Genomic DNA, 14,686 nt, shown 5'->3' on the forward strand with positions numbered 1-14,686 from the left:
CCGGACGTCAGCGTCGTGCTGGCCGTACACGATGTCATGCCCTATCTCACCGAATGCCTGGAATCGCTGGCCGCGCAGAGCATCGGACCGGCCGGCATGGAGATCGTCGCGGTCGACGACGGCTCGACCGACGGCAGCGGGGCCGAACTCGACCGGTTCGCCCGGCGGTGGGCCGGCCGGATGACCGTGGTGCACCAGCCCAACTCGGGCGGCCCGGCCCAGCCGTTCAACCGCGGCCTGGAGGCGTCGACCGGCCGGTACGTGTTCTTCGCCGGCGCCGACGACCGGCTCGGCCCCGAGGCGCTCGAGCGGATGGTCACGGCGGCCGACGAGTGGGGCTCGGACGTGCTGCTGGGCAAGGTGGTCGGCGTCAACAGCCGGCACATCTTCCAGGACATCTTCGTCCGCGACGAGGCCGACCTCGACCTCTTCGACTCACCGCTGCCGCGCTCGCTGGCCAACACCAAGCTGTTCCGCCGGTCGCTGCTCGACTCCGTCGGCATCCGCTACCGCGAGGACATGCGGATCGGCTCGGACTTCCCGTTCACGCTGGCCGCGTGCTTCCACGCGCGGCGGGTGTCGGTGCTGACCGGGTACGACTTCTACTACGCGGTACGCCGGTTCTCCGGCACCAACGTCACCTATCAGAGCCGGCAACCGCTGCGGGTGCAGACCGCCGAAAAGATTGTCGGGTACGTCGCCGAGCTGCTCCCCGCGGGCAAGAAACGCGACGCGCTGATGGTCCGGCGTTTCGACCACGAGCTGGCCCGGCTGCTCGAGGATGATCTGCTCGGGCTGGACCGGGCGACGCAGCAGATGGTGCACGACTCGATCGGCTCGATCGCCGCCGACCACCTGACCGACGAGATCGCCGCGCAACTGGCGCCCGAGACCCGCGTCCGGCTGACCGTGGCGCGCGACGGCGACCTCGACGACCTGCTGGCCGTGATCCGGCAGGACGCGAAGCACGGCCTGCCCAAGACGGTCGAGCGCGGCGGCCGGCGCTATGCCGCGTACCCCGGCTTCGGTCGCCTCCCGGACGAGGACTTCGACGTCACGAGCATGCCCGACTGGGACGCGAAGCTCGACGTCACCGCCGCGGTCTGGCACCGCGACCAGCTCGTGCTGACCGCCACCGGCAACGGCGCGGCCGACCTGTCGGCCGGCGCCGAGGAGATCGAGGCGCGGGTCAGCCGGGCCGGCCAGCGCGTGGAGATCCGCTTCGACCTGCCCGCATTGATCGCCGCCAGCGACACGACCGGCCAGCGCCGGATTCTGTCGGCCCAGGTCGGCGCGTACGACCCGATGAAGGCGCCGGGCCGGTTCAACGCGACCGGCGCGGCGGGCGGGGCGGCGCTGCGTGCCACCAAGCTCGACCGGCCGCGCCCGCGGGTGCTGCTGGCCGGCCGCCCGTCGGTCGTCGCCCTGGTCACCGAGGGGTCCGGCCGCCTGCTGATCTCGGTCATCCCGCTCAACGCACGGCAGATCGCCGCCCGCGTCACCAAGCGCTAGCTTCCCGGCGTCTTGCCGTAGACGAGGCGCAGGATCCCGTCGGTGAGCGTGTCGAGCAGCTCTTCCTCATCGAAGGCACCCGGGTTCGCGTACACCTCGGCGAAGGTGATGCTGCGCAGATGGACGGCGAGCTTGGCGAGCAGGTCGGGCCGGCCGCCCACGGTCCGGCCGGCCCGCGCGTCACGCGCGATGCGTGCGCTGAACTGGGTGGTCACCGCCAACCTGCTCGCCGCCACGGTGTTCACCCCCATGCTCGGCCGGCTCGGCGACCTGCACGGCCGGCGTCCCGTCATACTCGGCGTGCTGATCGTGGTGCTGCTCGGCTCGGTGCTCGCCGCCACCACCTCCAGCCTCCCCCTGCTCCTGGCCGGCCGGGTCGCCCAGGCGGCCAGCTTCGGCCTCTTCCCCCTGGCCATCGGCCTGCTCCCCGAGGAACTACCGCCGCAGCGCCTGACCGGCGCGATGGCCCTGGTCAGCGGCATGCTCTCGGTCGGCGCCGGTTTCGGCCTGGCCGTCACCGGCCTGCTGATGCGCGACGGCGGCGACTACCACCAGCTGTTCTGGCTGGCCGCCGCCCTCACCGCGGTCGGCCTGGCCGGGGTCTGGCTGCTCCCCCGCCGCGCCGGGGTGGCCACCGGCGGCCTCGACTGGGCCGGCGCCGCCCTGCTCGGGCTCGGCCTGGTGCTGCTGCTCCTCCCCCTGGAGGAGGGCAACGGCTGGGGCTGGGGCTCGGTCCCGGTGCTCGGCTGCCTGACCGGCGCGGTCATCGTCCTCGTCGGCGTCGTCCGGTTCGAACGCCGGGTCACGCACCCCCTGGTCAGCACGCGGATGCTCACCCACCGCGCGATCGTGGTGGCCAACGCGGCCGGCCTGTTCCTCGGCTTCTCGATGTTCGCCGTCTTCCTGGCCGTCTCCGCCCTGGTCCAGACGCCGCCCGCGGTCGCCGGCTACGGCTTCGGCGCCTCGGTGCTCGCCGCCAGCCTGGTCTACCTGCTCCCCGGCACGGCCGGCGGCATCATCTCGGCGCCCCTCGGCGGCCGTCTGGTCGCCCGCTTCGGGGCGAAATCCACCCTGGTCATCGCGGCCGTGCTGGCCGGCGCCGGCTTCACCATGCTCGCCGCGCTGCACGCGTCAACCTGGCAGGTCATCGTCGGCGCCCTGATGGTCAACACCGGCGTCACCTTCGGCTACGCGGCCCTGCCCGCCCTGATCGTCGCCCAGGTCGAGCCGGCCGAAACCGGCATCGCCAACAGCGTCAACTCGATCGCCCGCTCGGTCGGCATGTCCCTCGGCACCGCCTTCGTGGTAACGATGATGACCCGCAACCCGATCGCCGGCCCGGTCCCGCTCCCCCGCGAGTCCCAGCTCGTGACGGTCTTCATGGTCGGCGCAGCCTTGGCCGCGATCGCCGCCGTGGTGGTCGCCCGAGCCCTCCCCCGAGCGCAGCCACCCAAGCTCACCGTCCCCGAGGTCGAGGCCGACGAGGTGTACGGCGCGGCCGGCCTCGACGTCCCGGTCCGCCAGCCCTGACGCAGACGCCTGTCGCCTGTCGCCTGTCGCCCGTCACCCGTCACCCGTCACCCGTCACCCGTCACCCGTCACCCGTCGCCATCTTCTCCCCGGGGCTCTTTTGCTCTGAGCGCGTATAGGCAACACCCATTTGTTCTGAGCACATAGGCGCATCACCTCGGCCTTCGCTCTGGCAGGCGATGCCTACGTGGGCTCAGAGCAGGAACAAGGGTGTTGCCTATACGCGCTCAGAGCTGGCGTGTCACCCCGGCGTGTCGCGGATGACGGGCAGCGTGATCAGCGCCTTCGCGTGGAGCCGGGTGTTGCCTATACGCGCTCAGAGCAAAAGGGCCGCGGTGGTGCACGTATGTGCTCAGAGCAAAGCGCCGCGAGGATGTCCGCTGTGGAGGGACAGTCGGCACGGGTTCCGATGACCGCTGCGGCGGTGCGGCGGAGACGGCGGAGACGGCGACCGCAGCGGCTCCGGGACTCTGCGACGCGGGACCGAACGAGCTCAGCGCGGCCCTTGCGCTGTAACGGCGCTTCGCAGGAACATGTCGGGCTTCTCGCCCCACTCGTCATGCTCCGCGGCCAGCTCATACCGATCGGTTAGTTCGATCAATACCTTGGTGTACGGGAGTTCGTCGTCGGTCTTTCCGCGGTGGTCCTGGTGTTTGATTGAGGCGTGCCTCCAGCGGAGCGGGCGGTAAACCTGGACCTGGCAGCCGGTGACAGCTTCTCCAGCTCACGCCGGTCGAGTGACATGACGCGAGCATGGCATGCAGCTCCGCCTCGAGCCGGGAGCCTCAAGCCGGCATGATCGCGAGGTTGAGGCGATCACGACCCGGTCGGCACACCGGCCGGCACGAGGCCGAGTGTCGTGAGCATTCGGCGAAGCCCTTTTGCTCATGCGTGACCGGCGCCGATCAGGTTGTCGCGGAGGTGGCCGCGCTGGTCCACGACCTGCTGTGTCTGCCCGGCGTCACCAGCACCGGGGCTGGATCATGCAACGGACCGGGGTGCGCCTGGGCGGATGGCTTTCTGCGCCAGTGAGTCGTAGAGGTCTTCGAGTTTGGCGGACTGCTTGACCAGGTCGAAGTTCTCCACCACGTGGGCGCGGCCGGCGGCGCCCAGTTTGGCTCGCAAGGCGTCGTCGGCCAGGAGGTGCTCGATGTTGGCGGCCAGGGCCGCCACGTCGCCCTCGTCGCCGAGCAGGCCGGTCTCGCCGTCGAGGACGGCCTCGGGGATGCCGCTGTGGCGGGTCGCCACGACCGGGAGGCCGTAGGCGGCGCCCTCCAGGATGGTGGTGGGCAGGCCCTCCTCGTCGCCGTCGGCGGCGGTTCGGGACGGGGCGGCGAGCATGCGGGAGGCGGCCAGATGTGCGGCTACCTCGTCGGGTGGCAGGGAGCCGGTGAAGGTGACGTCGAGGCCGGAGGCGGCGGCTCGGAGGTCGGCCAGGAGGGGGCCGTCGCCGATGATCACGGCCTTGGCGGGTGTGCGGCGCAGGGCGGTCAGGAGGTCCGCTACGCCCTTCTTCTCGACCAGGCGGCCGACGAAGGCCACGTCCCAGCGTGGGGTGGTCGGGGTCAGGGACGCGGGCAGGGGGATGCCGGTGTGGTGGACGCGGACGCGGTCGGGGTCGGCGCCCAGGGACAGGGCTCGGGTGCGGATGCGGTCGGAGACGGCCAGGATCACGCGGGCGCGGCGGAAGACGTCGCGGAGGTTGCGGCGATAGCGGATGCCCAGCGGGCCGGGGGTGTTGGGCTGGCGGGTGACGTCGTGGCCGTGGACGGTCAGCACCAGGGGGGCGCCGACCGCGGCGGCCGCGCGGGCGACCAGCCAGCCGTCGCCGCCGAAGTGGGCGTGGACCACGGCGGGGTTGAGCGTACGCAGGGCGGCCGCGAGACGAGGCGACGAACCGGTCAGCCGCAGGCGCAGGAAGCCTTTGCCGTCGGGGAACGCGATCACGTCGGACGGCAGCGACAACGCCGACGTGATGCGGGTGGCGCCGAGGTAGGCCGGCGACCACCGGGTCAGGTAGGCGCCGTGGTTGCGTACGAAGGTCTCGGAACCGGGCAGCAGGGCGCTCCGCCAGACCACCACGGGCCGGCCCACGGGATCAGCCGACATCTACCCGCGCGGAGCGCTTGGCCTGGGCGGGCACGGACGTGGGGGCGGCGGTGCGGCCGAGCACCCTGTCGCGGAGGCGCGACCGGATGCCGGGCGGCAGCGCCCAGATCTGCAGGAACGTCACGTAGTCGATGATTCCAGGTCGCCCGTAGCCGCGCGCCTCGGCCAGGATCTCGCGGAAGACGGCGAAGCTTCGGGTGGTCGCGGCCATCGAGGACATCACGCTCATTGTGAACGCGGCGTACGCGCGCGGCGTGAACAACGTCTGGTTGGCGCGCAGCCACTTGAGCTGTTCGCGCCAGGGTGCGGTCAGGGTGATCCGTTCGCGGTCCTCATCCTGGTGCCAGAGGACCAGCGGCTCGGACGCGTAGACCAGCTCGGCGCCCTCCTGCTGCAGCGCCCGCAGCGTCCAGTCGAGTTCCTGCTGGCGGCGCAGGCCGACGGTGAACGGCACCAGCCGGAACAGCTCGGCCGGCGCCATGATGGTCGAGGTCTGGATGAACCCGTCGCCGTAGAACAGGCCGCGGCGTACGGTCAGGTATTCGCTGATCGGCTCGTCGGGGCCGGGCAGCCGCCGCGGCATGATCGAGTCGGCGCGCGGCGTGCGGTTGATCAGCCGGCTGGCCACGACCGGCAGCGCCGCCGTCGACGCGGCCGCGGCGGCGAGCTGAATCTCCAGCTTGGACGGCAGCCACTCGTCGTCGTCGTCGAGGTAGGCCACCCACTTACCGGTGGCGGCCCGGGCGCCCTGGTTGCGGGCGTTGGGCGCGCCACCCTTCTCGGGGAGCGTGATCACCCGGACCCGCACGTCGCCGAGGGCGGCCAGGGCTTTCTCGGTCGGCTCGTCCGGACCATCGATCACCACGACCACTTCAAGGTCGCCATGGGTCTGCGCGAGCGCGCTGCGCACCGCCCGGACGACGAGATCGGGGCGGAACCTGGTGGGCACGACAACGCTTACGTCCGGATTCGCAGACATCCGCGCCACTATAGGGACTTCGGGCGTCGCGGTGGTGACAACTAGCCGACTGTCCGGTCCGTTTTCACTACGGGAGTGTGAACTTCTGGATAACTGACAACCGTTCGGGTGACAGCAAGCGTCTAGGAACCGAGATCTTTCCGCCCGCGACGTCCGCCGCCCCGAGGAGCCCTTCGTTGTCCAAACGCCGTACCCCTCGCTGGGCTCTTGTTCTTGTCTGGGTCGGCGCCCTGCTCGTGGTGGGCAGCGGTGGCGCCGTCGCCGCGATGAAGGCGACGGTCAGCTCGGCGACCAGGACGGTGACCAAGCAGAACCTGCTCGGGTCGGTGCGCAAGGCGCCCGAGCGGGAACACGTGTCGGTCACCGGGGCCAAGAACATCCTGCTGGTCGGCGTGGACACCCGGAAGAACCAGGACCCGTCGGCGCTGACCCGCTCCGACTCGATCATCCTGCTGCACATCCCGGCCTCGCATGACGCCGGCTACATGGTGTCGCTGCCGCGGGACAGCTACGTGTCGATCCCCAAGTACGACAACGGCGCGGTTCCCTACCCCGGCGGCAAGGCGAAGATCAACGCGGCGTTCGCGTTCGGCAGCCGCGGCCTGACCGGGCCGAAAGCGCTGTCCGGCGGCTTCGAGCTGCTGGCGCTGACCGTGAAGAAGCTGACCGGGATCACCCCGGACGCCGGCGCGATCATCGACTTCGAGGGCTTCGCGGACGTCGTCAAGGTGCTCGGCAAGGTCTGCATGTACGTCGACGAGACCACCAAATCGGTGCACAAGGGGCGGAACAACAAGACCGGCGAGCCGACGGTCCCGTACAAGCTGAACACCGACGGCACGATCCGCCACAAGATTTCGGGGACCACGCCAAACACGTACAAGAAGGGCGATCACTGCTTCAACCCGACCGAGGCGCTCGACTTCGTACGGCAGCGCGACCTGCTCGAGAACGGCGACTACGACTACGGCCGGCAGCGCCACCAGCAGCAGTTCCTGCGCGCGCTGATGAAGCAGGCGGTGGACGACGGGCTCAGCTCGCCGCAGAAGCTGCCCGGGCTGCTCCAGGCGGTCGGTAAGACGATGACCGTGGACGACGGCGGCATCCCGCTGGAGGACTGGGTCTTCGCGATGCGCGAGGTGAAGCCCGACGAGCTGGTCACGCTCAAGACGAACGACGGCGAATTCCACAGCGACGAGATCCCCGGCATCGGCAGCGTTGAGATCTTGACCGAATTGAGCCTTCAGATGCTCAAAGCGGTACGCAACGATGACCTGGCGGCATTCATCCGGTCGCACCCCGAGGTCGTGGCCCAAACCTGAGTCACTGGTCAGCTGAAGTTTGCCTAACCGCCTACTGCCCTCGGCCAAGATCAACGCTGACCCCCGAGGAGGATTTCAGTGCGGACCCTTGCACGTTCAGCCGTCGCCGTCGTGGCGGCCACGGCTTTCGCGGCTACCGCGGCTTGCGCACCACCCGAGGACAAGGACTCGGGCGGCGGCGCGTCCGGCACCGCCGCCGGGACCGCGGCGTCGGCGGCCGACCTGGGCGGCCTGGACGCCCTGATCGCCGAGGCCAAGAAGGAGGGCCAGCTCAACGTCATCGCGCTGCCCCCGGACTGGGCCAACTACGGCGAGATCATCAAGGCCTTCGGCACCAAGTACGGCATCAAGGTCAACTCGGCCCAGCCGGACGCGTCCAGCCAAGACGAGATCAACGCCGCCGACCAGCTCAAGGGTCAGGACAAGGCGCCCGACGTGTTCGACCTGGGCGGCGCCGTGGCCGGCGCCAACACCGCCAAGTTCGCGCCGTACAAGGTGTCGACCTGGGCCGAGATCCCGGACAACCTGAAGGACGCGAGCGGCGCCTGGACCAACGACTACGGCGGCTACATGGCCATCGGGTTCGACAGCTCCAAGGTGCCCGCCCCGGCGAGCGTGACCGACCTGCTCAAGCCCGAGTACAAGGGCAAGGTGGCCCTGAACGGCGACCCGACCCAGGCCGGCGCGGCGTTCTCCGGCGTGGTCATGGCCTCGCTCGGCAACGGCGGCTCGGCCGACGACATCGCGCCCGGCGTCGAGTTCTTCAAGAAGCTGAAGGCGGCCGGCAACTTCCTCCCGGTCGACCCGACCCCGGCGACCATCGAGTCGGGCCAGACACCGGTGGTCATCGACTGGGACTACCTGAACGTGGCCCAGGCCAAGAAGACCCCGGCCTGGAAGACCGTGGTGCCGGCCGGCGCCGTGGTGGGCTCGTACTACGTGCAGGCGATCAGCAAGGACGCCCCGCACCCGGCCGCGGCGCGGCTGTGGCAGGAGTTCCTCTACTCCGACGAGGGCCAGAACCTGTGGCTGAAGGGTGGCGCCCGCCCGGTTCGGGCCGAGGCGATGGACAAGGCCGGCACGATCGACAAGGCCACGTACGCCGCGCTGCCCAAGACCGAGGGCACGCCGGTGTTCCAGACCGACGCGCAGACCACCAAGGCCAAGGAATACCTGACCGCCAACTGGGCCAAGGCCATCAGCTGACGTGCTGGGTATCGCGAAAAGAGCGCTCGGCACGGTCCCGTTCTTCGCCTACGTCGCGATCTTCCTGATCACCCCGACGCTGGTCGTGGTGGTCGGGGCGTTCGCCGGCGACGAGGGTGGCGTGACCCTGGCCAACGTCCGGGCGCTCGGCCAGGGCTACATCCTGGACGCCTTCGGGCGCAGCATCCTGCTGTCCGCGAGCACCGCGCTGATCGGCGCGGTGCTCGGGGCGCTGCTGGCGTACGCGCTGGTCACGGCCAAGCCGGGCGGTCTGCTCCGGCGCGCGGTGACCGCCGCGTGCGGGGTGCTGGCCCAGTTCGGCGGCGTCACGCTGGCGTTCGCGTTCATCGCCACCATCGGCCTCTCCGGCTTCGTCACGGTCGCCCTCAACGACGCGGGCGTGGACATCTACTCCGGCGGCGTGTGGCTGTTCGACCTGCCGGGCCTGGTGCTGGTCTACACCTACTTCCAGATCCCGCTGATGGTGATCGTCTTCCTGCCGGCGCTGGACGGGATCCGGCCGCAGTGGCGGGAGGCCGCCGAGAGCCTGGGCGGCACGACCTGGGTCTACTGGGCGAAGGTGGCCGGCCCGCTGCTGGCGCCGTCGTTCCTGGGCAGCACGCTCCTGCTGTTCGCCAACGCCTTCTCCGCGTACGCCACCGCGGCCGCCCTGGTCAGCCAGGGCAGCCCGATCATCCCGCTGCAGATCCGCGGCGCGCTGACCAGCGAGGTCGTGCTCGGCCAGGCCAACGTCGGCAAGGCGATGGCGCTCGGGATGATCGTGGTCGTCGCGGTGGTCATGACGCTCTACGCCCTGCTCCAGAGGAGGACGGCGCGATGGCTCGGCTGACGTTCCGAAGGCGCCAGAGCGTCTTCCGATGGGTCGTCCTGGGTCTGCTGGGCGTGTTCTTCGTCCTCCCCCTGGTGGCGATGGTCGAGTTCACCACCCGTGGCGACCAGAAGACCTGGTCGACCCTGGTCGACTGGCCGCAGCTCAGCGAGACGTATCCCGACCTGGCCGACGGCATCGTGATGTCGCTCGGGCAGGCGGCGCTGACCGCGGTGCTCATGCTGGTGCTGCTGGTGCCGACCGCGATCTGGGTACGCCTGCGGCTGCCCGGCCTGCGCCGGCTGGTCGAGTTCCTCTGCCTGTTGCCGCTGACCATCCCGGCGATCGTGCTCGTGGTCGGGCTGGCGCCGGTCTACGCGTGGGTCAACTACCTGATCGGCGGCTCGTCGCTGACGCTGACCTTCGCGTACACGATCCTGGTCCTGCCGTACGCCTACCGATCGATCGACGCGGGCCTGTCGGCCATCGATGTCAGGACGCTGGCCGAGGCGGCCCGTAGCCTGGGCGCGAGCTGGTTCACGGTGATCACGCGAGTCGTCCTGCCGAACATCCGCTCGGCGGTGCTGTCCGCGGCGTTCCTCACGGTCGCCCTGGTGCTCGGCGAGTTCACCATCGCCTCCCTGCTCAACCGCACCAACCTTCAGGTGGCGATCAACCTCCTGGGCAAGAGCAGCGCCACCATGTCGGTGGCCGTCTCGCTGGCCGCCCTGCTGCTGGCGTTCGTGCTGCTCCTGCTGCTGTCCCTGGTCGGCGATCGAAGGAAGAAGGCGTCATGATCGAGCGAAGCGAGCATCATGATCGCGGTCTTGTCATTTTCTGGTTGGGAGACACTGCATGAGCGGCGTCGCCGTACATCTGCAAGGCCTGCGGCGCACCTTCGGCACCGTACACGCGCTCGATGGTCTTGATCTGGAACTGCACCCGGGCGAGCTGATCGCGCTGCTCGGCCCGTCCGGCTGCGGCAAGACCACCGCCCTGCGGATCCTGGCCGGGCTCGACGACGCCGACAGCGGCAAGGTCGTGGTGGACGGCAAGGACATCACCCGGCTGCCCGCCAACCGGCGCGACATGGGCATGGTGTTCCAGGCCTACAGCCTGTTCCCACACCTGACCGCCCGGCAGAACGTCGAGTTCGGCCTCAAGCTCCGCGGCCGCGAGAGGACGACCGGACGGGCGACGGAGATGCTCGAGCTGGTCGGCATCGAGCAGCACGCCGACCGCTACCCACATCAGCTCTCCGGCGGCCAGCAGCAGCGGGTCGCGCTGGCCCGGGCGCTGGCCATCCGACCCAAGGTGCTGCTGCTCGACGAGCCGCTGTCCGCGCTCGACGCCAAGGTCCGGGTGCAGCTCCGCGAGGAGATCAAGCGGATCCAGACCGAGGTCGGCACGACCACGCTGTTCGTCACCCACGACCAGGAGGAGGCGCTCGCCGTCGCCGACCGGGTCGGGGTGATGCGGGCCGGCCGGCTGGAGCAGCTGGGCGCGCCGGCCGACGTCTACCTCTCCCCCGCGAGCGCGTTCGTGGCCGACTTCGTCGGGCTGAGCAACCGGCTGCCCGGCGTCCTCACCGGCGAGGGCGTCGAGGTGCTCGGCACCACGCTCCCCCTGGTGTCGCCGGCCACCGGGGCGACGAACGTCACCGCCCTGGTCCGGCCCGAGTCGGTCGACGTGGTGCCCGACCCGGCGGGCGCCGGGAAGGTGCTCACGGCGAGCTTCCTCGGGCCGTTCAGCCGGGTGATCGTCCAGGTCGGTGACGACCTGGTGACCGCTCAGGTGGCGTCCGGAACCGTCGCCGACCTGGCCCCCGGCACCCCGGTCCGGGTCGAGTTGCGGCCGGTAGCGGTAGCGCTGGAGGGCATTTCCTGACCAGTATCGGAGCATGCACTCCGAGGACATCACCCAGCATCGGCTCGACCGCGCCCTCCGTGACCGCCTGCTCCCGGCCGTCGCCACCCCGGTGGCAGACGTCGAGGTGCAGGCGTGGGAGGTGCGTGGCGAGCCGATCCCGTTCAAGGTCGCCAAGGAAGCCGACTACCACCCTTTCCCGATCGGCGGCCGGTGGGGCCGGCCGTGGGACACGACCTGGTTCCGGCTCACCGGCACGATCCCGGACGACGCCCGCGGTGGTCGCGTCGAGCTGGAGGTCGACCTGGGCTGGGCCGGCGAGCAGATGCCCGGGTTCCAGTCCGAAGGGCTGGTGTACGCGGCCGACGGCACCGTGATCAAGGCGGTCGAGCCGCGTAACACCTGGATCCCGCTGCCCGGCGAGGGCCCGGTCGAGCTCTACCTGGAGGCGGCGGCCAACCCGAAGTTCTTCGGCAACGGCATCTCCCAGTTCGCCCCCTCACCCCTGGGCGAGCGCTCGACGGCGAGCGACGACCCGCTCTACACGCTGGACGCGGCCAGGATCGTGGTCCGCGACCTGGCCCTGGCCGGCCTGGTGCACGACATCGAGATGGTGGCCGGGCTGCTCAACGAGGAGGGCATCGACATCACGCTGCGGGCGCTGGCCACCCGCGCCCTCGACCGGACGCTCGACCTGCTCGACGCGTACGGGACAAGCGATGTTGATCTTCTTCGTGAGCCGCTGGTCAAGGTGCTCGAAGCGCCGGCCAACGCCAGCGCGCACACGGTCAGCGCGGTCGGCCACGCGCACATCGACTCGGCCTGGCTGTGGCCGCTGCGCGAGACGCGGCGCAAGGTCGCCCGCACGGTGGCCAACGTGCTCCAGCTGATGGATGAGAACGAGGACCTGGTCTACGTGATGTCGGCCGCCCAGCACTGGGCCTGGCTCCGCGACGACCACCCGGCGCTGTTCGAGCGGGCCAAGCAGCGGGTCGCCGAGGGCCGGTTCGTGCCGGTCGGCGGCCAGTGGGTGGAGTCCGACACCGTGCTGCCCGGCGGCGAGGCGATGGTCCGGCAGTTCACCGAGGGCGCCCGGTTCTTCCGCGAGCAGCTCGGCCACGAGACCCGGGTGGCCTGGCTGCCCGACTCGTTCGGCTACTCCGGCGCGCTGCCGCAGATCGTCCGGCAGGCCGGCATCGACTACTTCCTGACCCAGAAGATCTCCTGGAACCGGGTCAACCGCTTCCCGCACCACACCCTGGAGTGGGTCGGCATCGACGGGACCTCGGTGTTCACCCACTTCCCGCCGGCCGACACGTACAACGGCGAGGTCACCGTCAAGGAGCTCAACTACGGGGCCCGCAACTTCAAGGAGAAGGGCGCGGCCACCCGGTCGCTGCTCCCCTTCGGGTTCGGCGACGGCGGCGGTGGTCCGACCCGCGAGATGCTCGCGCGGGCGCGGCGGGCCGCCGATCTGGAAGGCGTCCCCCGGGTACGGCTGGAAGCGCCCGAGGCGTTCTTCGACGCCGCGCGGGCCGAGCTGCCGCACCCACCCCAGTGGTACGGCGAGCTCTACCTCGAGCTGCACCGGGGCACGCTCACCTCCCAGGCCGGGATGAAGCGCGGCAACCGGCGCAGCGAGCACCTGATGCGCGAGGCCGAACTGTGGGCGACGACCGCGGCGGTGGCCGGGGTGGCCGACTACCCGTACGACCGGCTCCGCGAACTGTGGCAGACCGTGCTGCTGCACCAGTTCCACGACATCCTGCCCGGCTCGTCGATCTCCTGGGTGCACCGGGAGGCCCGCGAGACGTACGCCGCGCTGGCCGCCGAACTGGGCACGCTGATCGAGACCACCCAGAAGGTCCTGGCCGGCGCCGGTGACAACGCTGTCGTGTTCGACGCCACGGCCGGCGCCGCCACCATCCAGTCGCCGGTGCCGAGCCGCCGGGCCGAGGTCGACGGCCGGACCCTCCGGACGGACCGGACCGAGGTCACCTTCGCCGAGGACGGAACCATCGCCTCGCTGGTCGACGTGGCCACCGGCACCGAGGCCATCGCTCCGGACGGGCGCGGCGCCCGGCTCCAGCTGCACCCCGACTATCCCGCCCACTGGGACGCCTGGGACATCGACCGGCACTACCGGGAGACGGTCGAGGACGTCACCGAAGTGGTGTCGTTCGAGACCGGGGTGGCCGCCGACGGCTCGGCGTTCGCGGTGGTCGAGCGGGCGTTCGGCCGGTCGGCCGCCAGGCAGACGTTCACCGTACGGCCCGGCCAGGCCGGCGTGGAGATCCGCGTCGACGTCGACTGGCACGAGCAGCACCGGTTGCTCAAGCTCGGTTTCGACGCCGACGTGCACGCCGACCGGGCCCGCTTCGAGACCCAGTTCGGGCACGTCACCCGCTCCACCCACGACAACACGTCCTGGGACGCCGCCCGCTTCGAGGTGGCGGCGCACCGCTGGGTGCACGTGGGTGAGCCGGTCGGCGTGGCGCTGGCCAACGACGCGACGTACGGCCACGAGGTGCGCCGGGTGGCCCGGCCGGGCGGGGGCATGGCCACCCAGATCCGGGCCACGCTGGTGCGCGGGCCGAAGTTCCCCGACCCGGACACCGACCAGGGCAAGCACACGTTCGGGTTCCGGTTCGTCCCGGCGGCGTCCCCGGCCGACGCGATCGCCGCGGGCTACCAGCTCAACCTGCCGCCGTCGACCCGCACCGGCGGGCGCAGGGTGCCGGCGCTGGTCCGGCTGGAGGGCGACCCCGGCGTGCTGATCGAGGCGGTCAAGCTGGCCGACGACCGCTCCGGCGACGTCGTGGTCCGGCTCTACGAGTCGCTGGGTACGCCGGGCCGCACGACTGTGAACACTTCGTTCGAGGTGGCCGGCCTCGTGCGGACCGACCTGCACGAACGTCCGCTGGCCGGCTCGAGCGAGAACGAACGTTCTTTCTCTCTCCGGCCGTTCGAGATCGTCACGCTTCGGATCAAGCGGGCGAGCTGATCACCGACGGCGCCGCAACCGAGTCGCGGGCGCGCAACCTCATCACGAGCTTGTGCACCCGCGGCTCGGCCGCCCCGGTTGCGCTGGTCTCGGCGAGCAGCAGTTCGATTGCTCGGCAGCCCATGTCGAAGTACGGCGTAGACGAACCGGTCGACGCCGCGGGCCAGCAGCGCCCGGATGGCCGGCTCCTCCAGTTCGTCGACGCCCTCGCTGTCGGCCATCAGGACCACGTGGCCGCGTTCGGTGGCGGCCGAGATGCAGCCGCGGATCATCTTTGACACATTGATGAAACACGGCACAGACTCGCGCTAAAGATTTAGCCGCTCGGA

The 14,686-nt window shown here is 70.6% G+C and carries 13 protein-coding genes; 9 read left to right on the top strand and 4 right to left on the bottom strand.

Going from position 1 to position 14,686, the window contains the following annotated elements; translation table 11 throughout:
• Positions 1-36 precede the first annotated feature (36 nt).
• On the top strand, positions 37-1,512 hold the full coding sequence (locus AB0O15_RS17255; protein WP_364319741.1) for a glycosyltransferase family A protein: 1,476 nt from the start codon (positions 37-39) through the stop codon (positions 1,510-1,512).
• Here the strand turns inward: AB0O15_RS17255 and AB0O15_RS17260 are convergent.
• Positions 1,509-1,727 carry a hypothetical protein gene (locus tag AB0O15_RS17260; protein WP_364319354.1) on the bottom strand — a complete coding sequence of 73 codons (219 nt, stop codon included), beginning with the start codon at positions 1,725-1,727 and terminating at the stop codon, positions 1,509-1,511. The two genes, AB0O15_RS17255 and AB0O15_RS17260, sit on opposite strands and share 4 nt — an antisense overlap.
• Between AB0O15_RS17260 and AB0O15_RS17265 the strand changes: the two genes are divergently transcribed.
• Complete coding sequence (locus AB0O15_RS17265) at positions 1,720-3,042, top strand: MFS transporter (RefSeq protein WP_364319356.1); 1,323 nt, start codon at positions 1,720-1,722, stop codon at positions 3,040-3,042. The genes AB0O15_RS17260 and AB0O15_RS17265 overlap by 8 nt on opposite strands.
• 981 nt (positions 3,043-4,023) lie before the next feature.
• Here the strand turns inward: AB0O15_RS17265 and AB0O15_RS17270 are convergent.
• Complete coding sequence (locus AB0O15_RS17270) at positions 4,024-5,136, bottom strand: glycosyltransferase (protein ID WP_364319358.1); 1,113 nt, start codon at positions 5,134-5,136, stop codon at positions 4,024-4,026.
• Positions 5,137-5,140: 4 nt separating this feature from the next.
• Entirely contained in the window at positions 5,141-6,130 is a 990-nt protein-coding gene (locus tag AB0O15_RS17275) for a glycosyltransferase (protein ID WP_364319360.1), read from the bottom strand.
• A 176-nt stretch (positions 6,131-6,306) separates the two neighbouring features.
• Between AB0O15_RS17275 and AB0O15_RS17280 the strand changes: the two genes are divergently transcribed.
• From AB0O15_RS17280 to AB0O15_RS17305, 6 genes are all read left to right on the top strand, one after another.
• Positions 6,307-7,452 (top strand): LCP family protein, encoded by a 1,146-nt coding sequence (locus AB0O15_RS17280; protein WP_364319362.1) that lies wholly within the window; start codon positions 6,307-6,309, stop codon positions 7,450-7,452.
• A 78-nt stretch (positions 7,453-7,530) separates the two neighbouring features.
• Entirely contained in the window at positions 7,531-8,658 is a 1,128-nt protein-coding gene (locus AB0O15_RS17285) for an ABC transporter substrate-binding protein (RefSeq protein WP_364319364.1), read from the top strand.
• A gap of 1 nt (position 8,659) precedes the next feature.
• Positions 8,660-9,508: an ABC transporter permease gene (locus AB0O15_RS17290; RefSeq protein WP_364319365.1), complete on the top strand. Its 849-nt coding sequence runs from the start codon at positions 8,660-8,662 to the stop codon at positions 9,506-9,508.
• Entirely contained in the window at positions 9,496-10,284 is a 789-nt protein-coding gene (locus AB0O15_RS17295; protein ID WP_364319367.1) for an ABC transporter permease subunit, read from the top strand. The genes AB0O15_RS17290 and AB0O15_RS17295 overlap by 13 nt, the downstream gene beginning before the upstream one ends.
• A 58-nt stretch (positions 10,285-10,342) precedes the next feature.
• Positions 10,343-11,374 (top strand): ABC transporter ATP-binding protein, encoded by a 1,032-nt coding sequence (locus AB0O15_RS17300; protein ID WP_364319369.1) that lies wholly within the window; start codon positions 10,343-10,345, stop codon positions 11,372-11,374.
• A gap of 13 nt (positions 11,375-11,387) precedes the next feature.
• The gene (locus AB0O15_RS17305; RefSeq protein ID WP_364319371.1) at positions 11,388-14,357 is read left to right on the top strand and encodes a glycoside hydrolase family 38 C-terminal domain-containing protein; all 2,970 of its coding nucleotides are present in this window, start codon (positions 11,388-11,390) and stop codon (positions 14,355-14,357) included.
• Here the strand turns inward: AB0O15_RS17305 and AB0O15_RS17310 are convergent.
• On the bottom strand, positions 14,341-14,481 hold the full coding sequence (locus AB0O15_RS17310) for a hypothetical protein (protein WP_364319373.1): 141 nt from the start codon (positions 14,479-14,481) through the stop codon (positions 14,341-14,343). The two genes, AB0O15_RS17305 and AB0O15_RS17310, sit on opposite strands and share 17 nt — an antisense overlap.
• Here AB0O15_RS17310 and AB0O15_RS17315 point away from each other — a divergent pair.
• Complete coding sequence (locus AB0O15_RS17315; RefSeq protein ID WP_364319375.1) at positions 14,480-14,635, top strand: hypothetical protein; 156 nt, start codon at positions 14,480-14,482, stop codon at positions 14,633-14,635. The genes AB0O15_RS17310 and AB0O15_RS17315 overlap by 2 nt on opposite strands.
• Positions 14,636-14,686 lie beyond the last annotated feature (51 nt).

The organism is Actinoplanes sp. NPDC089786 (assembly GCF_040684855.1).
Classification (GTDB): Bacteria; Actinomycetota; Actinomycetes; order Mycobacteriales; family Micromonosporaceae; genus Actinoplanes.